The sequence below is a fragment of the Lactococcus hircilactis genome (genome assembly GCF_009601015.1).
GTDB classification, from domain to species: domain Bacteria; phylum Bacillota; class Bacilli; order Lactobacillales; family Streptococcaceae; genus Lactococcus; species Lactococcus hircilactis.
The window spans coordinates 70,579-91,475 of sequence record NZ_WITJ01000010.1 but is presented as its reverse complement, the minus strand read 5'-3'; the positions used below and the strand labels follow the sequence as shown (position 1 = coordinate 91,475).

The 20,897-nt window shown below is 37.7% G+C and carries 22 protein-coding genes; 21 read left to right on the top strand and 1 reads right to left on the bottom strand.

Annotation, left to right across the window (positions count from 1 at the left end; translation table 11 throughout):
- Positions 1 to 7: 7 nt before the first annotated feature.
- From mraY to GHI93_RS08250, 9 genes are all read left to right on the top strand, one after another.
- Positions 8 to 1,048, top strand: a complete 1,041-nt coding sequence (gene mraY, locus GHI93_RS08290) for a phospho-N-acetylmuramoyl-pentapeptide-transferase (RefSeq protein WP_153496585.1) — start codon at positions 8 to 10, stop codon at positions 1,046 to 1,048.
- Positions 1,049 to 1,245: 197 nt separating this feature from the next.
- Entirely contained in the window at positions 1,246 to 1,566 is a 321-nt protein-coding gene (locus tag GHI93_RS08285) for a hypothetical protein (RefSeq protein ID WP_153496584.1), read from the top strand.
- Positions 1,567 to 1,614: 48 nt separating this feature from the next.
- A complete protein-coding gene (locus GHI93_RS08280; RefSeq protein WP_153496583.1) occupies positions 1,615 to 3,150 on the top strand; it encodes an ABC transporter permease in 1,536 nt (511 codons plus the stop codon).
- 65 nt (positions 3,151 to 3,215) lie between these two features.
- The gene (locus GHI93_RS08275) at positions 3,216 to 3,887 is read left to right on the top strand and encodes an ABC transporter ATP-binding protein (RefSeq protein WP_153496582.1); all 672 of its coding nucleotides are present in this window, start codon (positions 3,216 to 3,218) and stop codon (positions 3,885 to 3,887) included.
- Between the two features lie 261 nt (positions 3,888 to 4,148).
- Positions 4,149 to 4,802, top strand: coding sequence for a GTP pyrophosphokinase (locus tag GHI93_RS08270; RefSeq protein WP_153496581.1), 654 nt, complete (start codon positions 4,149 to 4,151; stop codon positions 4,800 to 4,802).
- A gap of 143 nt (positions 4,803 to 4,945) precedes the next feature.
- Positions 4,946 to 5,299, top strand: a complete 354-nt coding sequence (gene rplS / locus GHI93_RS08265; protein WP_153496580.1) for a 50S ribosomal protein L19 — start codon at positions 4,946 to 4,948, stop codon at positions 5,297 to 5,299.
- A 147-nt stretch (positions 5,300 to 5,446) separates the two neighbouring features.
- The gene (locus GHI93_RS08260) at positions 5,447 to 6,157 is read left to right on the top strand and encodes an XRE family transcriptional regulator (RefSeq protein WP_153496579.1); all 711 of its coding nucleotides are present in this window, start codon (positions 5,447 to 5,449) and stop codon (positions 6,155 to 6,157) included.
- Between the two features lie 14 nt (positions 6,158 to 6,171).
- Positions 6,172 to 7,668, top strand: coding sequence for a DinB/UmuC family translesion DNA polymerase (locus tag GHI93_RS08255; RefSeq protein WP_153496578.1), 1,497 nt, complete (start codon positions 6,172 to 6,174; stop codon positions 7,666 to 7,668).
- Complete coding sequence (locus GHI93_RS08250) at positions 7,655 to 8,083, top strand: hypothetical protein (protein WP_153496577.1); 429 nt, start codon at positions 7,655 to 7,657, stop codon at positions 8,081 to 8,083. The genes GHI93_RS08255 and GHI93_RS08250 overlap by 14 nt, the downstream gene beginning before the upstream one ends.
- Before the next feature lie 51 nt (positions 8,084 to 8,134).
- On the opposite strand, the gene GHI93_RS08245 is transcribed toward GHI93_RS08250, so the two are convergent.
- Entirely contained in the window at positions 8,135 to 8,671 is a 537-nt protein-coding gene (locus GHI93_RS08245) for a TetR/AcrR family transcriptional regulator (protein WP_153496576.1), read from the bottom strand.
- A gap of 211 nt (positions 8,672 to 8,882) precedes the next feature.
- Here GHI93_RS08245 and GHI93_RS08240 point away from each other — a divergent pair, with 211 nt between their 5' ends.
- The 12 genes from GHI93_RS08240 (at position 8,883) to GHI93_RS08185 (ending at position 20,821) form a co-directional block, all read left to right on the top strand.
- Positions 8,883 to 11,423, top strand: a complete 2,541-nt coding sequence (locus GHI93_RS08240; protein WP_153496575.1) for a YhgE/Pip domain-containing protein — start codon at positions 8,883 to 8,885, stop codon at positions 11,421 to 11,423.
- A gap of 111 nt (positions 11,424 to 11,534) precedes the next feature.
- Entirely contained in the window at positions 11,535 to 11,867 is a 333-nt protein-coding gene (locus GHI93_RS08235; RefSeq protein WP_153496574.1) for a metal-sulfur cluster assembly factor, read from the top strand.
- Between the two features lie 165 nt (positions 11,868 to 12,032).
- Entirely contained in the window at positions 12,033 to 12,653 is a 621-nt protein-coding gene (locus GHI93_RS08230) for a GntR family transcriptional regulator (RefSeq protein ID WP_153496573.1), read from the top strand.
- Positions 12,654 to 12,866: 213 nt separating this feature from the next.
- A complete protein-coding gene (locus GHI93_RS08225) occupies positions 12,867 to 14,078 on the top strand; it encodes a quaternary amine ABC transporter ATP-binding protein (RefSeq protein WP_343030346.1) in 1,212 nt (403 codons plus the stop codon).
- Positions 14,075 to 15,793: an ABC transporter permease/substrate binding protein gene (locus GHI93_RS08220; RefSeq protein WP_153496572.1), complete on the top strand. Its 1,719-nt coding sequence runs from the start codon at positions 14,075 to 14,077 to the stop codon at positions 15,791 to 15,793. Before GHI93_RS08225 ends, GHI93_RS08220 begins: the two co-directional genes overlap by 4 nt.
- Positions 15,794 to 15,957: 164 nt before the next feature.
- The gene (locus GHI93_RS08215; RefSeq protein WP_153496571.1) at positions 15,958 to 16,602 is read left to right on the top strand and encodes a LiaF domain-containing protein; all 645 of its coding nucleotides are present in this window, start codon (positions 15,958 to 15,960) and stop codon (positions 16,600 to 16,602) included.
- A gap of 25 nt (positions 16,603 to 16,627) precedes the next feature.
- Positions 16,628 to 17,626, top strand: coding sequence for a sensor histidine kinase (locus GHI93_RS08210; RefSeq protein ID WP_153496570.1), 999 nt, complete (start codon positions 16,628 to 16,630; stop codon positions 17,624 to 17,626).
- Between the two features lie 15 nt (positions 17,627 to 17,641).
- Positions 17,642 to 18,271, top strand: coding sequence for a response regulator (locus GHI93_RS08205; RefSeq protein WP_153496569.1), 630 nt, complete (start codon positions 17,642 to 17,644; stop codon positions 18,269 to 18,271).
- Between the two features lie 64 nt (positions 18,272 to 18,335).
- Positions 18,336 to 19,139 carry a Cof-type HAD-IIB family hydrolase gene (locus tag GHI93_RS08200; protein ID WP_153496568.1) on the top strand — a complete coding sequence of 268 codons (804 nt, stop codon included), beginning with the start codon at positions 18,336 to 18,338 and terminating at the stop codon, positions 19,137 to 19,139.
- A gap of 41 nt (positions 19,140 to 19,180) precedes the next feature.
- Positions 19,181 to 19,771, top strand: coding sequence for a peptidylprolyl isomerase (locus tag GHI93_RS08195; RefSeq protein ID WP_153496567.1), 591 nt, complete (start codon positions 19,181 to 19,183; stop codon positions 19,769 to 19,771).
- Positions 19,772 to 19,774: 3 nt separating this feature from the next.
- The gene (locus GHI93_RS08190) at positions 19,775 to 20,185 is read left to right on the top strand and encodes a CvfD/Ygs/GSP13 family RNA-binding post-transcriptional regulator (RefSeq protein WP_153496566.1); all 411 of its coding nucleotides are present in this window, start codon (positions 19,775 to 19,777) and stop codon (positions 20,183 to 20,185) included.
- Positions 20,186 to 20,215: 30 nt separating this feature from the next.
- Positions 20,216 to 20,821, top strand: coding sequence for a TVP38/TMEM64 family protein (locus GHI93_RS08185; RefSeq protein WP_153496565.1), 606 nt, complete (start codon positions 20,216 to 20,218; stop codon positions 20,819 to 20,821).
- Positions 20,822 to 20,897: the final 76 nt, after the last annotated feature.

Genomic DNA, 20,897 nt, shown 5'->3' with positions numbered 1-20,897 from the left:
GAAAAAAATGTTATTTGGCGGAGTGATTGTCGCAGTGATTTCAATGGTGTTTACCATGATTGGAATCCCTCGCTTCATTATGTATTTCCATAAGAAAAAATTGGGCGGACAGCCAACCCTAGAAGAAGTGAAACAACACGCAAATAAAGCCGGAACCCCGACGATGGGTGGTTTTGTCTTTGTTGTGGTGACATTAGTGGTGTCGTTGATCGCAGCGATCAGTTTTAATGTGTTCAGTCCCTTATTTCTCATCACGTGGTGGGTACTTGCGATGTATGCCGTTGTAGGATTTTTTGATGATTTCTTAAAAATTTTTAAAAAAGTCAATCAGGGATTGACGGTGATGCAAAAATTGATTGCACAGATTTTGATTGGCATTGTGTCATACGTGATTTACCTTGCTGCACCTCATATCAAAGGACTGGCTCCAGCACGCGGCATGAGTCCAGATCAGGCGATGGTCCCAAATCATCTCATCCTTTTTCACTTCGATTTTAATTTGAGTTTCTTTTTCTTCTTTTTCATCATTGTTTGGCTCGTTGGCTGGTCTAATGCGGTTAATCTGACAGATGGAATTGATGGTTTGGCTTCAATCACAGTTGCAATCTCGCTGATTGCTTACGCGATTATTGCTGTGGCACAACAACATTATGATATTTTGATGATCATTCTTGCGATGATTGGAAGCTTATTTGGCTTTTTTGTCTTTAATCATAAACCTGCTAAGATCTTTATGGGAGATGTCGGAAGTCTGGCTTTAGGAGGATTCTTGGCGATGATTTCGATTTTGCTCCATGTGGAATGGACTTTGCTTTTGGTTGGTGCGATTTATGTGATTGAGACGTTGTCAGTCATGCTTCAGGTGACGTATTTTAAGCGAACTGGTGGAAAGCGCATTTTCAGGATGACTCCGATTCATCATCATTTTGAATTAGGAGGGTTTTCTGGACATGGTGCAGGATGGTCAGAGTGGAAAATTGATTTTGTTTTTTGGACGACCACTGCAATGCTCTCAGGTTTTGCACTCTTAATTTATTTTGTTGTTTAGATCAACACGCACAAATGCTGTCAGTACTGACAGCAACTTATTTACACAAATCTAAAAGAATTTTTGTATTCTGTCAGTACTGACAGAATTTTTTTTTATGAAATTTTTAGATTTTTAGGTTCGTTTTAGTCCCTGATAAGTCGATTTTAAGTCCTTAGGATTACACTTAGTTCAGTCTCAAAGAGAAAGGGGAAAAGATGGTTCAAAAATTAATTAAAAATAAACTTGTTATTATTACTGCGTTCATCACTTTGATTCTTGGTGGTGCTGGAGGATATTTTCTGGGACAAAAACAAGCGACAAGCAGTAATGCTGAACAAATGAATCAATTTTACAGACGGCGTTTTGATCAAAATATGCCGAATCAAGGTTTTCCAAATCAAAAAAGTGGAACAACAGATGATAATACGGGCGCTACACAGCCTTCGGATTCATCTGGTGCGTCCAATTCATCTCAATCAGAGCAATCTGATTCATCCACCCAAAATACAAATGCCACGACGAATTCAGGCGTTTGATGTCACTGTCCCTTCATCTGTTGAGGCAGAAAGAAATGAGGAATAACTATGGATTTTATAAGACGTGCTTGGCTATTTACCAAAGCAAAAATCACTCGTACCATCTTACTTATCGTGGCGTTTTCAGCCATCTTAATCTTTGTTTTGTCAGGATTAATCATCAATAGTGCAGCCAATGCTTCGATTGCCAATGCAAAAAAAGCAGCAGGAGCAAGTGTTTCTTTATCCGTGAACATGCAAAATGTGATCAAAGCAGCACAAGCATCTGCGCAGAGTTCAAATTCGAGCACAAGTAGTACGAGTGCGACGGACAAACAGCACTTTGGGATTACTTTGCCAACCATCGCTGAGACGACAGCACAAAAAATCGCTGATCTTTCAGGCATCAAGTCTTACAGCTTTACTTACAATGCTCAAGCGAGTGCTAGCTCTGGGATAACAAAGGTTTCTGAGACCTCAACTTCGTCCACATCCTCATCAAATACGACTTCAGAGGGACGTGGTGGAGGTTTTGGTGGGGGAATGTTTGGCGGTGCGAATCAGAGTGACTTCACCATCGTTGGTACAAATAATTTGTCTGTCAATAGCAGCTTTACAAGCAGCTATAAAATGACATCAGGGCGTGCGATTACACCATCTGATCAAGGAACAAACAATGTGGTCATCGAAAGCACGCTTGCGAGCCAAAATAACCTGAACGTTGGCTCGACTTTCGTTCTTAAAGACACCAACAGTAAAACTTATACGATGAAAGTTGTTGGGATTTACACAACGACCAGCAGCTCAACGGAAAACTCGATTTCCTATATGAACAGCATGTACACGGCGCTCTCAGTTGCCAATGCGATGAAGGCGACGACAGGTCAAATCTCAACGGCGACTTACAACATGGAAAATCCATCCCATGCGGATCGCTTTGTCACTGAGGCAAATAAACTTGTCAACAACAGTAATTTCACGGTTTCTAAAAATGATACAGCTTATCAAAATGTAAAAACATCGCTTAATAATGTGGCGAGTTTTGCAAAAAATATTGTGTTACTTGTTGCGCTTGCAGGAGCCATTATTTTAGCGCTGATTGTTATGCTGATGGTACGTGAACGGCGTTTTGAAATTGGTGTATTGATGAGTTTGGGCGAGACCAAAGCAAAAATCGTAGCTCAATTTTTCGTTGAATTGTTCATTGTAATGCTCGTATCTGTTGGTCTTGCCTCTGCTGCTGGAAATGTGGTCGGAAATGTGGTCGGTCAACAATTATTGAAACAAGAAACCACTCAAACGGTTACAAATACGAATATGATGCGCAACACAAACAGAACTCCTTCAGGTAACGCTCAAAATGCAACACGTGGGGCTGGTTTTGCTGCTGGAAATAATGGCGGATTTATGAGACGTGCGGGTGGTGCGATGGGATTTGGTCAATCCAGTCAACAAGCAAAAGCGCTTGAAAAATTAAACATTAAAACTTCTGCTAGTGAGATTTTCTTACTCTTAGGCATCGCCATTCTCATCACTTTGGTGGCGGTTGGTCTTGCTTCTATCGGTATTTTACGGCTCAATCCAAAACAAGTGCTGACCAATTAAAAACACCACAAAAAAGTAAAAAAATAGTTTTGTCAGTACTGACAAAAGTGCAAAAAGGAGACTTTATGACATTAACAGTTGAAAATATGACTTATTATTATACGAATCCAGAAGATTATTTATTTAAAGAAGTGAGCGAAAGCTTTGAGCGCGGTTTTGTTTATGCAATTCTGGGACAATCTGGTTCAGGAAAAACAACGTTTCTATCGATTCTTGCAGGATTAGATAAACCGAAATCTGGAAAACTTTCTTTTGACGGAAAAGTCATCACCTCAGGTCATTTGACCAATTATCGAAAAAAAGTGGTCAGTACAGTGTTTCAAGCCTATAATTTGCTGACTTATATGAGTGCTTATGACAATGTCAAAACCGCAGTCAAAATATCCTCGGTCAGATTTGATAATGAAAAAAAAGCCATCATTGATGTTTTAGAAAAAGTTGGGCTGACAGATGATTTGATTAAAAAACCTGTCAGTAAACTCTCAGGAGGACAGCAGCAGCGTGTGGCGATTGCGCGTGCATTAGTGTTAAATCATGATGTCATCATTGCAGATGAACCCACAGGAAATCTGGATGAAGAAACCACCGCACAAATTGTTGAACTTTTTAAAAAAATTGCGCATGAAGATCATAAAATTGTGATTATTGTCACGCACGAAAATGAAGTGGCACAGGCAAGTGATGTGACTTTTGTATTAAAACATCGAAAATTTGAGCAACAAAACAAAAAGGCTTAAGCCTTTTTGTTTCATCTTGATGACGAAAAATTTCCGATGGATCCGCCTAAACGGATCAAATTTTGTTATAATTGAGGCAGTACAAATCAAAAGTGATCAAAAAGTTGAATTTTTGAACCGGCTCGCACAAGAACAAAAAATCCTCCTTTTTTGATACTTATTTTCACATTTATGCAAACATTTTTTGTGTTATAATTGAGACAGTACAAATCAAAAATGATCACGTGATGACGTTATCAAAATACGATAGAAATTAGAAAAATGGATATAGAAAAAAAGAAAAACCGTTTTGAAGTTGAAGAATTCGAAAAATTAAAAAATATCATGGTCAAATACAATTGTGCATTAGAAATTGTCATGACGCATTTGAATAATTTGAATACTTATTATAATGCTTTTGAGCCAGTTAATCCGATTGAGCACATTAAAAGACGAATCAAATCTCCTGAGAGTATTGCAGGAAAACTCAATAAAAAAGGGTTGCCATTAACAGCAGAAATAGCAGATCAAACGTTACATGATATTGCTGGAATCCGAATCATTTGTGCTTATGCAAAAAATATTTACGAAATCGTTGAAATCATCAAAAATCAGGCTGATTTTACTGTAATTCGCGAAAAAGATTATTTGATGGCACCAAAAGAGAGTGGGTATCGTTCTTATCATTTGATCGTTGAGCTTAATTTGGGGCGCTTATTTGGCGATCAAATTTGTCAAGTTGAGATTCAGCTGAGAACTTCTGCGATGGATTTTTGGGCGACATTAGAGCATAAAGTAAAATACAAATATGAAGGGAAAATGCCTGAATTTTTGAGTCAGGAATTGCAGATCTCGGCAGAACAAATCCATGAGTTGGATGAGCGCATGTATCACATTCATGAGTTGGTGGATGAAATTAACGAGGATTTAATCTAATTTTTTTAACATTGACCTGAAAAAACAGATGAAGCTCTTGAAATGATGAGAAAAATTTGTTATACTTATTTTTGTGCCTTGTGCATAAATACAACTGTCTATCCGCTGGAGATGCACTTTATGATGGGCAAAAGGAGAAAAAAATGTCAATCTCATTGATCGAATCAATCAACGCAAGTCAACTTCGTACGGATATTCCTGAATTCCGTTCTGGTGATACTGTTAAAGTTCACGCGAAAGTCGTCGAAGGAACACGCGAACGTATCCAAATCTTTGAAGGTGTTGTGATCGCGCGTAAAGGAAGTGGAATTTCTGAAACTTACACGGTTCGTAAAATCTCAAACGGTGTTGGTGTAGAACGTATTTTCCCATTGCACACGCCACGTGTTGCAAAAATCGAAGTGGTTCGTCTTGGTCAAGTACGTCGCGCTAAATTGTATTATCTTCGTGCGCTTCAAGGAAAAGCAGCTCGTATTGCTGAACGTCGCGCTAAATAATCGACTTATCAATCGCTCTATGGAGCGGTTTTTTTGTTTCTGTCAGTACTGACAGAAATTTTTTTCTTAAAACGAAGAAAAAACGTTGACAAAAACAAACCGATAGTTTATAATATAAACCAAGAAGTTTATTTCAAGGAGAAGAAGATGAAAAATCAGCAATTGCGTGATTTACGTCAGCAAAGACAGATGACTCAAAAAGAATTGGCGGATGCGCTTGATGTTTCTCTAGTTTCTTACAGTAATTGGGAGCGCGGGACAAAATCCCCTTCTGAGGAAAATATCCATAAATTGGCCCATTTTTTTCAAGTTCCTACATATTTATTTGAAGAACGAGAGGCTCAAGAAGGCGAGTTGATTCATCATTATCAGCAGCTGTCGCAGGTCCGAAAGAAAAAAGTTGTGAATTTTGCAAAAGGACAAGTCAAAGAACAAAAAGAAAGTATCATTTCAATTCAAAATACGCACGCTTATAACATGGTCAAAGTTTATGAGGGACTGTCAGCAGGAAATGGATTTGGGGTGATTGGAGATGGCAGCTTTGATGTTGTCATTACTGACAAAGAGTTGCCGACTTACGATATTGCCGCATGGATTCGCGGAGATTCAATGGAACCTCAATTTAAGGATTGGTCTGTCGCTTTGATTCGTGAGACGGGCTTTGATTATGATGGTGCGATCTACGCTGTTTATGTGCAAGAAGCAAATGTGACTTACATTAAAAAAGTTTTTGTTGAAAAAGATGGATTGCGTCTGGAGTCGCTCAATAAAAAGTACCCAGATCGATTTGTCAGCTTAGAAGATAATCCAATCATCATTGGAAAAATTGTGGGACATTTTGTTCCAATAAATGATTGAGAAAAGAGGAAATGATGGCTCAATCGAGTTCTGAAATTGACGATGCACCACTCAATTTTGATTATAGCAGAGAGCCGCATCGTGATATTGCTTTTGTTGATATGAAAAGTTTTTACGCTTCAGTAGAGTGTTTAGCACGTCAACTCAAACCTTTGCGGGCTTGTTTATGTGTAATGAGTCAAGCTGATCATGCGAGTGGTTTGATATTAGCAAGTTCACCAACATTTAAGTGGGCTTTCGGCAAAGAAAACGTTGGGCGAAGTCGAGACCTCCCTTTTGATGTCCACACGCGAAAGTTCAACTGGTACAAATGGAATAAAGAACATAAAAGTCCGTTTAAAACCGACATTGAACCGCCCAATCCAGCATACGTCGCACACGTAGAATATTGGGCGCGTCAAACGATTTTTGCACCACCATCGATGGCACGATATATCGAAGTCAATGGGATGATTCAAAAAGCAATTCATGAAAAAATTGCACCATCAGAAGATTGTTTTTGGTATTCCATTGACGAAGGATTCATTGATTTGACCAGCCTTTTGAACTACCATGTCAGCGCTGACGAAAAAAATTTAAGTCGAAAAGTAAAGTTAGATATTGTCTCTAAAAAGCTTCAGCGCGTGATTTATGATCGGACAAACGGCATTGTTTCAACCGTCGGGATGAGTAACAGTAACCCATTACTTGCAAAAGTAGCGCTTGATAATTATGCTAAACACGAACCTACCATGCGTGCCTCAATTAATTATGAAGATGTGCCAAGAAAAATATGGACGATTGAGGAAATGACTGATTTTTGGGGGATTGGAAAACGAACACAAAAAAATTTAGCACGTTTGGGAATTCATTCCATCAAAGCACTCGCTCAAGCAAATCCAGATGAATTAAAACAAAGAATGGGCGTGATAGGAGTGCAACTTTATTGTCATGCCAATGGTATTGACGAAAGTACTCTTCAAAAACAGCCGTACAGTCCCAAAAATCGAAGCATCACAAACTCAACAACTTTGCCAAAAACCTATGTTCAGAAAGAAAAAATTTTACTGGTTTTGAGTGAATTAGCCGAGCAGGTTGCGACACGCTTGCGTCGAATGAACCAAGAAGCGAGAACTGTTTCACTTGACGTCGGTTATGCGTTTGATGAGCAAAAAAAGGGGATTCATACCACAAAAAAAATTGATCCGACCAACCAAACCAAAGCATTAGTCACTACTGTCCGTTCTCTTTTTTTAGAGCGCTATGAAAAAGGAGGCGTGAGGCGATTAGGAGTGAGTTATGGTGGACTAATTGCACAGCCGTATCACAAAATTAGCTTATTTGATGAGGAAGAAAATTACGCCAAACAAGAAAAAGAAGCCCGTTTAGAAGAAGTCATCGATTCCATTCGACAACGCTACGGATTTACCAAATTATTAAAAGCATCAGCACTGACAAAGGATTCTCGGGTCATTAAAAGAAGTCAGCAGATTGGAGGACACTCTGCAGGAGGTTTAGATGGACTTCAATAGAGTAGATCGATCGGATTATCCGTCACAAGCAATTCGAGAATATCACGATCGTGGCATGGTGAAATGGCAGGGATTTTATCTGTCAGAGCACAGCAGTGCCATGCGTCAATGGAAAAATGACGAAAAAAATGCTGTCAGTACTGACAAACTCACCCCAAAAGAAAAATTGAATCTCCTAGCACAAGCTTGGAATCATCAAACTTTTCTATCTCTCCTCATTTTTTCAGAATATCAATGCGATGAAAAAAGAGGAAGAGTAAGGACCATTTTAAATCACGAAGAGTGTTTATTTGAAATCCAAAAAAACACCTTTGAAAAAATAGAAATCAAAAAAATCATCGCCATTAAAAAAGCCGACAGTTGGAAAACTGACGACGATTATTTAGAAACATACGATGATAACATCATAACATAGTCACATTAAAAGATAACAAAAGATAACAAATTGAACAGCTTGTCTATCATCTTAATTGATAAGATTGATGAGGAGTTCCGTAATTTGTGCTGGCGTTTCTTTTTTATTTCGACGAATCCAAGCTTGTGTCACTCCGAAAATTGCGTTAGCAAAATAAGTTGTAGCATACACTTTACCAAGTTTTCCAACCTCATGATGTCTAGGGTTTTGAGGGAAAATCGACAATTCTAATAAATCTTTGAGTTTCTGAAGGATAAATTGATGAATTTCTTTACTCCCATTTTCAGAAAGGAGTGCTGCATAAATTTCATTTTTGTTTAAAAATTGATACGTTTCAAGAAGCGTTTCACGCAAATTTCCATTATTTTTCTCAAAAACATACTGAATCGTATTAAACAGCATGCGCTGATACGCCTCAATCATGTCATATTTATCTTGATAATGCGTATAAAAACCGCTCCGACTAACTCCCGCTGTTTTTACTAATTCAGTTGTTGAAATTTGATCGAATGTCTTTTTTTGAAGAAGAGTAATCATTGCGTCACGAAGTGAGCTTTTTGTACGATCTTTGCGGGGATCAGTTGCCATAAGAAGCCTCCATTTTTATTAGGGATTAAAGTGATTTATAGACAAATATGAACAAAATGTCTAAAAAGTAAACTTAAGAATTGTTAATTTTTTTAAAAAGGTTATAATACAATTATATCAATTTTTAGACGTTCTGTCTATATCTTACAAATAAAAATGTAAAAATTGATGCCGCTGTAAAAACGCAAATTATAAAATAAAAGGGGAAAAAATGCTTAAAAACGAATGGAAAGCCATTTTGAAACACAAGTTTTTTATCATCGTTATTCTTGCACTGGCACTTGTACCAGCCATCTATAATTATATCTTTTTAGGTTCGATGTGGGATCCATACGGCAACTTAAATCGGTTACCCGTAGCCGTCGTGAATTTGGACAAACCGTCTGAATTAGATGGACAAACGCTAAAAATCGGGAATGACCTTGTAAAAGAACTCAAGAAAACTAAAAATTTAGATTATCATTTTGTATCTGAAAAAACGGCAACAGATGGGATCAAATCTGGAAAATACTATATGAAAGTGACACTTCCAGAAGCATTTTCAAGTCAAGCTGCAAGTTTGATGACAAAAAATCCTAAGCTGGTCCAAGTGGATTATCAAACAACGAGTGGTCACAATTACATTTCATCAAAAATGAGCGAAAGTGCGATGAACCAACTCAAAGCTGAAGTCTCAAACGACATCACAAAACAGTACACGACATCTATCTTTGAGCAACTAGACACACTGAAATCAGGAATGAAAGAAGCACAGTCTGGTTCTGAAAAGTTAGCAAATGGTGCAACAACAGCGCAATCTGGATCAAAAGAGCTTACAACACATCTTGATACGCTAGCAAAATCCAGCCTAAGTTTCAATGACGGTGCAAATGCACTAGAAGTTGGATTAAAGCAATATTTATCGGGTGTGTCACAAGCTTCAAGTGGTGCGACTCAATTATCAAGCGGCACGCAGCAGTATGTAGCAGGTGTTAATCAAGCATCAAGCGGAGCGAAGGATTTATCAAATGGCACGCAGCAATACGTGGCAGGAGTCAATCAAGTCGCAGATGGAACGTCAACCCTCGCATATGGTGCAACCAGCCTTAGTAAAGGCACACAAGACCTTGCGTCAGGCACAAAAAAATTGACAGATCAAATCCCTCAGTTAGTAAAAGGAATTGAAACACTCCAAGCTGGTCTGTCAACAATGAATCAGGCCACAGATTTAAATACTAAACAACCCACAGATTTAAGCACTCAAAGAGAAGGAATTACAAAATTGGAAAATGGTTTAGATCAATTGAATCAGGCCATCCAAAAGGGTGCGACAGCGTCAAATCCCATAGCAAACCAATTAGCAACGATTGCTACAAATCTTGAAAATATAAAAGCACAATTCAATGCTCAAAAAAGTGCAGTAGAAGCCACCTCAGCTTTCAAGAGTTTATCTCCAGAAAAACAAGCGGAGTTACTCGGTGCAATGAATCAAAATTCCCAACCTGACATTAAAACAGCACAAGAAAATCTTAAACAAATTCAAGGCGAATTAAGCCAAATGGCGACACAAAATCAAGCATTAGCAGGAAATGCAAACGCACTCCTTCCAAATGCAAAAATAAGCCTCGGGAATCTAGTCTCAGGAATAGATAAAACACATGTGGTGACAGGAGAAATGGTTGAAGGACTAAAAAAGACGACTAGTCAATTTCCAGCATTAACCGCAGGTGCTAACGCCTTAACTTATGGAAGTCAAGCTGTAGCAGCGCACACAGCGGAATTATCCGCAGGCACATCTGCCGTTTACGCGGGTGTAAAACAGCTTCAAACAAAAGGGTCAACTTTAACAGCAGGAACCTCACAACTCAGCTCAGGACTTCAAAAACTTCAACTCAATGGACCAACCTTATCTACAGGAACCTTATCTCTTGTTGAGGGATTGAATAAACTTCAAGCCAATAGTCCAAGTTTAGCCTCAGGCAGCAACCAATTAGCAGATGGCGCAAGCAAAATTTCATCAGGCAGCACTCAATTAGCAAAAGGAAGTAGTAGCTTAACTGATGGACTTGTGACGCTTTCTGACGGCACAACAAAATTATCGAGTGCTTTAGGTGATGCGAGTGATAAACTAGAAGGTACGCACAACACGAAACAAAATGCACAAGCTGTCGCTAAACCAGTCACACTAAAACATAGCGATCCAGATAATGTCAAGAAAAACGGTGTCGGAATGACACCATACATGGTCTGCGTGGCGCTTTTCATCGGTGCTATTGCGACAAATGTGGTTATCGGAACGAGTTTTTCAGGTAAGCAATGGAAAAAAGGAAGCGAGTTTATGCTCGCAAAAATTGGAACTCACGGCGTGGTGGCCTTACTTCAAGCCATCATTGTTTACGGAGCAGTCTATCTTTTAGGCTTACGTCCAAACTACCCACTCAAAACCTTGTTTGCAGTGATCTTAATCAGTTTTGCCTTCATGGCCATCTCGACATTCTTTGTGACATGGCTTGGTAAAGTGGGAGATTTCCTCTTGATTGTCTTGTTAGTGCTCCAACTAGCAACAAGCGCTGGAACATATCCGCTTCAATTATCAGATCAAATTTTCCAAAACATAAGCCCTTACCTTCCAATGACATACGGCTTAAGAATGTTAAGACAAACCATTGGCCTTAGTGGTACAATCGGATGGTACGTTTTAGGATTTATACTCATCATCGTTGTATTTACTGGATTATTAAGTTTCTTTAAGAAAATTTCAAGATTAGCATAAAAAATTAAAACTGGATGTTTTCATCTAGTTTTTTTTGAAAAATTTTGATAAAATAAAAGGTGTAAAATGGATTTGACATCAAAGGATGTTTTTAACTCTAAGGAGAATAAAATGGCTGAACAATATACAGAAGAACAAGTCGAAGAAATTAAAAATAAGATTTTAGAAGCACTGGAAAATGTGATTGATCCAGAACTTGGGATTGATATCATCAATCTTGGGCTTGTTTATGAAATTATTTTTGATGATTCAGGACTGACAGAAATTAAAATGACACTGACAACCATGGGATGCCCGCTCGCTGATCTTTTGACTGATCAAATCCATGACGCCCTTAAAGAAGTCAAAGAAGTCACCGAAATCAAGGTCAATCTGGTGTGGTATCCAGCCTGGAGCGTGGATAAAATGAGCCGTTATGCCCGGATTGCATTGGGAATTAGATAGACACAAGTGTTTAAATTTTTTCAAAAGACTGTTTGATGAATGGTCTTTTTTTGTTGTAAAAGAATTCTAATTGGTAAATTATAGGAAATACTGCTAAAATAAAAGAAATAAAAATGAATTTCTTGTATCATGAGTCATTCATAAAAATAAAAAAGGATGAGCACGATGGTGACTGCAAAGCAACCTAAATATCAATACATTGCCTTATTAATCGCAGAAAAAATAACAAAAAATGAATTAAAAGTGGGACAAAAAATTTATGCACGGTCAACTTTAGCAACAACCTTTGGTGTTTCGGCTGAAACGGCGAGAAAATCCATTAGTGTATTGAATGATTTAGGAATTGTTGATTCCGTTCATGGCAGTGGCGTCATCATCTCCTCGCGGCAAAAAGCTCAAGAATTTTTGGCGCAACATCAAGATGTTCAAAGCATTCAGGACCTTCAAGGAGAGATAATACAGAGTGTCAAAAAACAACAGTCTGAATTCATTCATTTTTCATCGATTTTGGATCAATTAGTGGAGCAAACAGGACATTTTCAAAAATTAAATCCGCTGACTCCACTGGAACTGGAATTAAACGAACCGTCAGAAAAATATGGAAAAAATTTAGGCGAAATGAATTTATGGCAAAATACTGGCGCAACCATTGTAGGAATTCTCAAAGAAGATGAATTAGTGGTTTCTCCTGGTCCTTATGCCACATTAAATCAGGGAGATACGATTTATTTTGTGGGAGGAGCGCAGACACTACAAATTACTCGAAATTTCTTTTTCGTAAAATAATTATTTAAATCAAACCGTTGCGATTTTAGCAATGGTTTTTTAGTAAAATCATAAATTTGACACAGTGACCATTTATTGTTATGATAGAATGGTCACTTTAATTATACGAATAAATGACTAATATTTCTTTATAGTGGTTTATATTACACATTAAAAACTTAAAAAGAGTGAGCGGAGCATTTTGCGTTCGCAATCAAAGTAAAGGAGAAGCGTGTGGGAGTAAAAATTAAAATTGAACATTTATCAAAAATTTTTGGTAAACGGATTAAGTCTGCCCTTGCATATGTTGAGCAAGGAAAATCTAAACAAGAAATTTTGAAAAAAACAGGGGCTACAGTTGGTGTTTATGATGCCAATTTTGAGATTGAAGCGGGTGAAATTTTCGTGATTATGGGATTGTCAGGATCAGGGAAATCAACTTTATTGCGTTTGCTCAATCGGTTGATTGAACCAACCAGCGGACGCATTTTGATTGATCAAAAAGATGTTGCGAAAGTCAGTAAAGAAGAATTATTAAACATTCGTCGAAAAACAATGAGTATGGTTTTCCAAAATTTTGGACTTTTTCCCCATCGCACGATTTTAGAAAATACAGAATACGGTTTGGAAGTACAGAACGTGCCAAAAGAAGAACGTCGAAAAAGAGCAGAAAAGGCACTGGAAAATGCAAATTTGCTTGACTTTAAGGATCAATATCCCAATCAATTATCTGGCGGGATGCAGCAACGCGTTGGTTTAGCGAGAGCTTTAGCAAACGATCCTGAGATTTTATTGATGGATGAAGCTTTTTCTGCACTTGATCCGTTAATTCGTAGAGCCATGCAAGACGAGCTGCTTGAATTACAAGCTACGTTTCAAAAAACGATCATTTTTGTGTCGCATGATTTGAATGAAGCCCTGAAAATCGGGGATCGGATCATGATTATGAAAGATGGGAAAATCATGCAGATTGGGACTGGAGAAGAAATCTTAACTCATCCAGCGAATGATTATGTCAAAACGTTTGTCGAAGATGTGGACCGATCAAAAGTGATTACAGCTGAAAATATTATGATTCCAGCTTTGAGTACCAATATCGATGTGGATGGTCCAAGCGTTGCACTTAAAAAAATGAAAACACAAGAAGTCAGCTCGCTTATGGCAGTTGATAGACAACGTCGCTTGTGTGGTGTCGTAACAAGTGAACAAGCCATTTTGGCAAGAAAAAACAATCAATTGTTGCGTGAGGTAATGACAAAAGACATTGATACTGTGGGCTTAACAACAGTGGTCAGTGAAATTCTTCCTTTGATTTATGATGCTCCAACACCTATTGCTGTCATTGATGATTCTGGTTTTCTAAAAGGGGTATTGATTCGAGGACGTGTTTTAGAAGCATTGGCAGATACATCAGATGATAAAGAAAAAGAGGAGGTGAAGCAATGAGTTTTACATTTGGAAAAATAGCACTGGCCACTTGGGTGTCTGATGCGACAGACTGGATTACTCGCCACTTCGCAGATGGATTTAATGTCATTCAAAAAGTAGGAACAGGTTTGATGAATACCATAACAGGCGCTTTAACTGCGGTTCCGTTTTGGTTGATGATTCTTGTTATTACACTCTTTGCATTTTTAGTTTCAAAGAAAAAAATTGGATTTCCACTTTTCACATTTTTGGGATTATCATTGATTGCAAATCAAGGCTTGTGGCAAGATTTGATGAGCACGATTACGTTGGTTTTATTGTCAAGTTTGGTGTCAGTCTTGATTGGGATTCCGCTTGGGATTGCGATGGCAAAATCAGAACTCACAGCTAAAATTGTTCAACCCATTCTTGATTTTATGCAAACGATGCCTGGATTTGTTTATTTAATTCCCGCGGTTGCATTCTTTGGGATTGGCGTTGTTCCAGGAGTATTTGCTTCAGTTATTTTTGCATTACCACCAACGGTTCGAATGACACATCTTGGCATTCGTCAAGTGCCAAAAGAATTAGTCGAAGCAGCAGATTCCTTTGGATCAACCCCGGCTCAAAAATTAGTGAAGCTTGAATTTCCATTAGCGAAAAGTACCATTTTAGCAGGGGTCAATCAAACGATCATGCTCGGTTTATCGATGGTTGTGATTGCTTCAATGATTGGTGCTCCAGGTTTAGGACGTGGAGTGCTCGCTGCAGTACAATCAGCAGATGTTGGAAATGGTTTTGTCAGTGGACTTTCGCTTGTTATTTTAGCGATTATTATTGATCGGTTCACACAAAAACTTAACGTTTCTCCTGTAGAAAAGCAAGCTTCTTCACGTTATAAAAAAGCAAAACAAGTGGTGGCGTGGGTTGGACTTTTCGCATTGATTATCGGAGGAATTTCGGGAGTTTCATTTGAAAAAAAAGCGAGTGCTAAAAAAGTCAATCTTGTTTATATGAATTGGGATTCTGAGGTTGCTGCCATTAATGTTTTGGGGGAAGCAATGAAAGAACACGGGTTTGATGTAACTAAAACAGCACTTGATAATACGGTGGCTTGGCAAACGCTCAAAAATGGTCAAGCTGATGGAATGATTTCTGCCTGGCTTCCGAATACTCACCAGACGCAATGGAAAAAATACGGGAAATCCTTAACGTTGTTAGGACCGAATTTAAAAGGGGCACAGGTTGGACTTGTTGTTCCAAGCTACATGAATGTGGAAAAAATTTCTGATTTGAAAAATCAAGCACATCAAACGATTGTGGGCATTGAACCTGGTGCGGGTGTGATGAAAGCGACGGAAAAAACGCTTCGCAGCTACGACAATTTAAAAGCATGGAAATTAGTTCCCTCATCTGGAGGTGCCATGACGGTAGCTTTAGGTGAAGCAATTAAGCAACATCAAGAAATTGTTGTCACAGGATGGTCACCACATTGGATGTTTAATAAATACGATCTGAAATATCTTTCAGATCCCAAACAGACGATGGGAACTAAAGAAAACATTAACACGGTGGTTAGAAAAAATCTTAAAAAAGAAAATCCTACAGCCTATAAAGTTTTAGAACGTTTTCATTGGACAAAAGAGGAAATGGAGCAGGTAATGTTGGAAATCCAAAAAGGAAAAACACCAGAAAATGCGGCAAAAGCATGGATAAAAACGCATCAAAACCAAGTCAATCAATGGTTTAAATAAATCAGCCGAAATGACTTTATTTTGGGTACGCTAAGCACTGACAAGGAGTAAAAATATTTCTGTCAGTACTGACAGAAATAAAAAATGAGCTGTCAGTACTGACAGAATATAAAATAAGGCTTTAGTCTGAGTGAGAAGGGCATATTTTTTGGTACAATATGAGTATGACTAAACGATTGAAAGTAATAATTGGAATAGAGTTATTGATTTTGGTAGCTTTATTTATTCACATTGCAAAAACGCCGCACATGTGGCTTATGGTGCTCTTAGCGCTCGTGTTTACATTTCTTGCAAATCGTTCACGGGCAAAAATATTTCGTCTCATCAGTGCCGTATTTTGGATTATCTCAGCATTGATTTTATTTAGTGTCGGATGGTTCTGGGCTGCTGTCTTTTTCCCTGCAATCATGTGCCTTGTTTTTTGGAAAAATAATCCGCGCATGGAAGATCAAAGTGGACCGAGAAATTTTTATCAAGAATTTCAAGATGACACTGAAGCACCAAAAGAAGAGCTGACAAAAGCGAATGGAAATGATATTATTGATCTTGACACACTCAATTATCGTCCTGCTGGAAATGCGTTATCCATCAAGAAGAATTCTGGCAACACTAAAATTATTGTGCCAAAAGATGTAGAAGTCATTCTTGATATCACCGTGGACACAGGAATTGTCAAGATTTTTGATGAAGCAGCAAAAATTAACGCTGGAAATATTCGATATTTTAGTGATCCGACGCAGCATTTTAAAAAGCGCGTGCGTATCACAATCAGAGTTCAAACAGGAAATGTTGAAATTGTCCACGGATAATTTTAATGATAGATTTAGGACCACAATGAAACGTTCAATAGTAACCACATTTTTATCTATTTTTTTCATCATTTTAGGAGTGTACGCACTCCTTTTTGTGCTACTCAACAATAACCAGAGTATGGGAATGTCAGAAATGATGGGAAATGTGAGTACGCATATTTATGGCTTATGGATTTTAATTTCGATTGCCGCGATTCTTGCGTTGATTTTTACGCTATTCAATTATTATGAAAATCTCCTGATTCAGCAAAAATTTGAAACCGACGCAAAACGGCTAGAGCAAAATCTGCTCCCTGAAAATGCAGAACTTAAAGTGATTTATAAAAAAATTATCGAAATGTCCACAGAACTTCAAGAATTATCTCAGCAAAAATCAGCAGATAAAGCAGAAATCATTGAATTAGAACGCAAACGGATTTCAAGAGAGTTGCACGATTCTGTCAGCCAAGAACTTTTTGCTGCGACGATGATTTTGTCATCAGTGACAGAATCCACACAAAATCTCACGAAAGCACAAATTGAAACGCAAACAAACCTCGTATTAAAAGTCTTACACTCTGCGCAAAATGAAATGCGTGCGCTATTATTGCACCTCAGGCCAGTAGAATTGGACGGAAAAACGTTAAGTGAGGGGCTGTCAGCACTGACAGACGAATTACAAGCTAAAATATCAGCAAATATCAATGTGAAATTGGCTGATATTGAAACCACAAGCAATATCGAAGACAATCTCTTTCGGATGGCTCAAGAAATTCTCAGTAATACGTTAAGACATTCACAAGCGGAGAATATTGAAGTGATATTACGTGAAAATTATGGTAATATAGTCTTAAAGATTGCTGATGATGGTGTTGGATTTGATCCCACAACCAGTGATAAAACGGCAAGTTATGGCTTAGCAAATATAAAAGAGCGTGCACTCCTTCTTGGAGGAGATGCCAAAGTGATCTCAGCACCCAATCAAGGCACAACCGTAGAAATCCGCATCCCAAAAACTGCCAAAGATGAGGCATTAAAATGAAAATAGGAATAAACAATGGAAAAAATTAAATTATTAATTGTGGATGATCATCAGATGGTTCGACTCGGATTATCAAGTTTCATGACCATTCAACCTGACATTGAGGTTGTTGGAGAAGCTGCAGACGGAGAATCTGGTTTTTTGAAAGCACAAGCACTAAATCCAGATGTGATTTTGATGGATTTGGTAATGGATCGCTTGGATGGGATTGGATCCACACAAAAAATCTTAGAAAAAAATCCCTCAGCAAAAATTCTGATTTTGACAAGTTTTATTGATGATGAAAAAGTATTTCCTGCGCTCTCAGCGGGGGCAAAAGGGTATATTTTAAAAACCTCTCAAGCTGCAGAAATCGCAAATGCCATCCGAAAAGTAGCGAATGGAGAAGATGTCTTATCAGAAGCAGTCAAAGAAAAAATTGCGCAACAAAAGCACCGGAAACATGAACGATATGATGATTTATCAAAACGTGAACTTGAAGTCCTCAAAGTTCTAGCAACAGGAATGTCCAATCAAGAAATCGCAGATGCTCTTTTTATCAGTTTAAAAACGGTTAAAACACACGTTTCTAACATTTTTAATAAATTAGAAGTAACAGATCGCACCCAAGCAACGATTTATGCAATTTCGCACCATCTCGTTTAAGAAAAAGACCAAAACCTTAAATTATGATATAATATATGAATTAATAATAAGTTTGGAAAGCGAAATGGAAGAATTAATCAAAAAAGCAGAGCAAATCAAAATCATTTTTTTTGATATTGATGATACGCTCCGAGTAAAAACGACCGCTTATATGCCTGATTCAATCACTGAAGTTTTTGAAAAATTGCATCAAAAAGGAATCCTGACAGGAATTGCGACAGGACGAAATTTATACGGCGTCGTCCCAGAAGTTAAAGCACTAAATCCTGATTACTTTGTCACCATCAATGGTGCTTTTGTGATGGATGCGCAAAAAAATGTGATTTTTAAAAATCCATATTCAAAAGCAACAGTAAAAGAAATGATGGATTGGCTTGAAGCGAATCACAGTGAATATGCTTTTGTTGGATCAGATGAATTATACGTCTCCCAGTGGAATGAAATTGCAAGCAGTGCAATCCATCCGATTTATGGCACACTTAAAGAAAATAAAAATTATTATCTTAACCATGATGTCTATCAAATGTTATCTCTCTCAGATCATGATGATCAGATCGAATTAACAGAATCACTTAAGCAACAAATTAGAATGGTCCGTTGGCATGAATATTCATCAGATCTCGTTCCGATTCATGGCTCAAAAGCTGACGGCTGTAAAAAAATATTAGATCGGTTAGATTTAAAACCAGAAAACATGATGAATTTTGGGGATGAATTAAATGATCGTGAACTTTTTGATCTTTCAGGATTATCTGTTGCAATGAAAATTTCTCATCAAGAAATTTTAGATAAAGCAGATTACATCACAGAAACTATCGAAAATGACGGCATTTTAAAAGCACTTCGCGCCCTCAAAATCATTGATTAAAAATCAAAATAAAGTTAAACCAAGCACTAGAAAGAAAAAATATGACTTATCCACAAATCGACATCGAAAACTTTGACGCAACAACAGCCATCATGCACACTAACCATGGTGATTTGACCATTAAATTATTTGATGAATTAGCTCCAAAAACTGTGAAAAATTTTGTTGAACTCTCAAAAAAAGGCTATTACGATGGTGTTATTTTCCACCGAATCATCAAAGATTTCATGATTCAAGGCGGAGATCCCACAGGGACAGGGATGGGGGGAAGTTCCATTTATGGGGATAAATTTGAAGATGAATTTTCATTGAATGCGTTCAATATCCGAGGGGCAGTATCAATGGCAAATGCAGGACCAGATACCAATGGTTCTCAATTTTTTATCGTTCAAAATCAAAACCTCCCTTATCCAAAAGAAGCATTAGTTGAAGGTGGATGGCCAGAAGAAATTGCAGAACGTTACACCAAGGGAGGAACTCCTCATTTAGACGGTCGTCATACTGTTTTTGGACAATTAGCCAACGAAGAAAGTTTTAAAGTGATGGATGACATCGCTTCTGTTGAAACAGGCATTCAGGATAAACCTGTTGATGACGTTGTGATTACTTCCATTGACATCATCGAGAAATAAAAAATGAAAGAGCAAAAAATAGGCGATATTGTACGGATTGAGGTGATTGGACTTCAAGATTACGGGGCTTTTGTCAAACTCATTGAAGAAGATCCTAAATCAAAAGAGCAAAAAGGATTAATCCATATTTCAGAAGTTCAGTCTGGTTTTGTTAAAAACATCCGCGAGATGATGACCATTGGGCAAAAAATGGATGCCCAAATCATCGACATCGACGAATACAATAAAAAAATAAGTCTTTCGATTAGAAGCTTGGAGAAAAATCCACAAATTCATCATTTCTATCATAAAAAGCACTTTACTGATTCAAGACAGAAAATCGGATTTAAACCACTAGGCAAATTATTAGATGGATGGGTAGAAGAAAACGAAGCCTACTTAGCACATCTTCAATCAGAAACACACCAACGTTAAGTAAATCATGAGAATAAGTGAGGGTCTTTTTTGAACGATAATGTTTTAAAATATATCAAAAGAATTTTTAATATCATCACTTTATTAGGTTTCGTTGCAACAATTATAGGGGCCGTTTATCTCTGGCGAATGGGTGTTTTTCAAAATCAAACTGCCTTGCAACAATTGATTTTAGCTCATCGTTTTTTAGGACCATTGATTTTCTTTTGTTTGCAGATCATTCAAGTGATTGTTCCCATCATCCCTGGTGGATTTACAATGGCAGCAGGTGTTTTGATTTTTGGCCCTGTTTGGGGATTTATTTATAATTATGTGGGGATTGTTCTGGGTTCTTTTTTGCTTTTTCATTTTGGACGAAAATATGGACAATCTCTGGTTCAGACCTTCATTAAAGAAAAGGCCTATCGTAAATACATGGGCTGGGTTCAAAAAGGACAAAGAAAATTCAATATTATTTTTGCACTCCTCATTTTATCTCCAATTGCACCAGATGATGCCTTAGTATTAATTGCGAGTCAAACAAAAATGAGTTGGCGTTTTCTCTTTTGGACCATGATTTTATGTAAACCAATCCCGATTTTAGCCTACTCGTATCTTTTGATTTATGGTGGGGGCTTCTTAGAAAAAATTTTATAAAACCCGCAGGAGTGCGGATTTTTTTGTAAAAAATAAAACAAAAAGAAATAACAAAAAATCCCCCTAAATCAAATGA

What these genes read in the sequence shown, in the direction of transcription:
- GHI93_RS08250 (WP_153496577.1), top strand. Translation starts at nt 7,655, where the DNA reads ATGGACTTCAATAGAGTAGATCGATCGGATTATCCGTCACAAGCAATT.
- GHI93_RS08235 (WP_153496574.1), top strand. Translation starts at nt 11,535, where the DNA reads ATGGCTGAACAATATACAGAAGAACAAGTCGAAGAAATTAAAAATAAG.
- rplS (WP_153496580.1), top strand. Translation starts at nt 4,946, where the DNA reads ATGTCAATCTCATTGATCGAATCAATCAACGCAAGTCAACTTCGTACG.
- GHI93_RS08205 (WP_153496569.1), top strand. Translation starts at nt 17,642, where the DNA reads ATGGAAAAAATTAAATTATTAATTGTGGATGATCATCAGATGGTTCGA.
- GHI93_RS08210 (WP_153496570.1), top strand. Translation starts at nt 16,628, where the DNA reads ATGAAACGTTCAATAGTAACCACATTTTTATCTATTTTTTTCATCATT.
- GHI93_RS08270 (WP_153496581.1), top strand. Translation starts at nt 4,149, where the DNA reads ATGGATATAGAAAAAAAGAAAAACCGTTTTGAAGTTGAAGAATTCGAA.
- GHI93_RS08280 (WP_153496583.1), top strand. Translation starts at nt 1,615, where the DNA reads ATGGATTTTATAAGACGTGCTTGGCTATTTACCAAAGCAAAAATCACT.
- mraY (WP_153496585.1), top strand. Translation starts at nt 8, where the DNA reads ATGTTATTTGGCGGAGTGATTGTCGCAGTGATTTCAATGGTGTTTACC.
- GHI93_RS08215 (WP_153496571.1), top strand. Translation starts at nt 15,958, where the DNA reads ATGACTAAACGATTGAAAGTAATAATTGGAATAGAGTTATTGATTTTG.
- GHI93_RS08230 (WP_153496573.1), top strand. Translation starts at nt 12,033, where the DNA reads ATGGTGACTGCAAAGCAACCTAAATATCAATACATTGCCTTATTAATC.
- GHI93_RS08255 (WP_153496578.1), top strand. Translation starts at nt 6,172, where the DNA reads ATGGCTCAATCGAGTTCTGAAATTGACGATGCACCACTCAATTTTGAT.
- GHI93_RS08195 (WP_153496567.1), top strand. Translation starts at nt 19,181, where the DNA reads ATGACTTATCCACAAATCGACATCGAAAACTTTGACGCAACAACAGCC.
- GHI93_RS08245 (WP_153496576.1), bottom strand. Translation starts at nt 8,671, where the DNA reads ATGGCAACTGATCCCCGCAAAGATCGTACAAAAAGCTCACTTCGTGAC.
- GHI93_RS08285 (WP_153496584.1), top strand. Translation starts at nt 1,246, where the DNA reads ATGGTTCAAAAATTAATTAAAAATAAACTTGTTATTATTACTGCGTTC.
- GHI93_RS08190 (WP_153496566.1), top strand. Translation starts at nt 19,775, where the DNA reads ATGAAAGAGCAAAAAATAGGCGATATTGTACGGATTGAGGTGATTGGA.
- GHI93_RS08275 (WP_153496582.1), top strand. Translation starts at nt 3,216, where the DNA reads ATGACATTAACAGTTGAAAATATGACTTATTATTATACGAATCCAGAA.
- GHI93_RS08220 (WP_153496572.1), top strand. Translation starts at nt 14,075, where the DNA reads ATGAGTTTTACATTTGGAAAAATAGCACTGGCCACTTGGGTGTCTGAT.
- GHI93_RS08200 (WP_153496568.1), top strand. Translation starts at nt 18,336, where the DNA reads ATGGAAGAATTAATCAAAAAAGCAGAGCAAATCAAAATCATTTTTTTT.
- GHI93_RS08260 (WP_153496579.1), top strand. Translation starts at nt 5,447, where the DNA reads ATGAAAAATCAGCAATTGCGTGATTTACGTCAGCAAAGACAGATGACT.
- GHI93_RS08240 (WP_153496575.1), top strand. Translation starts at nt 8,883, where the DNA reads ATGCTTAAAAACGAATGGAAAGCCATTTTGAAACACAAGTTTTTTATC.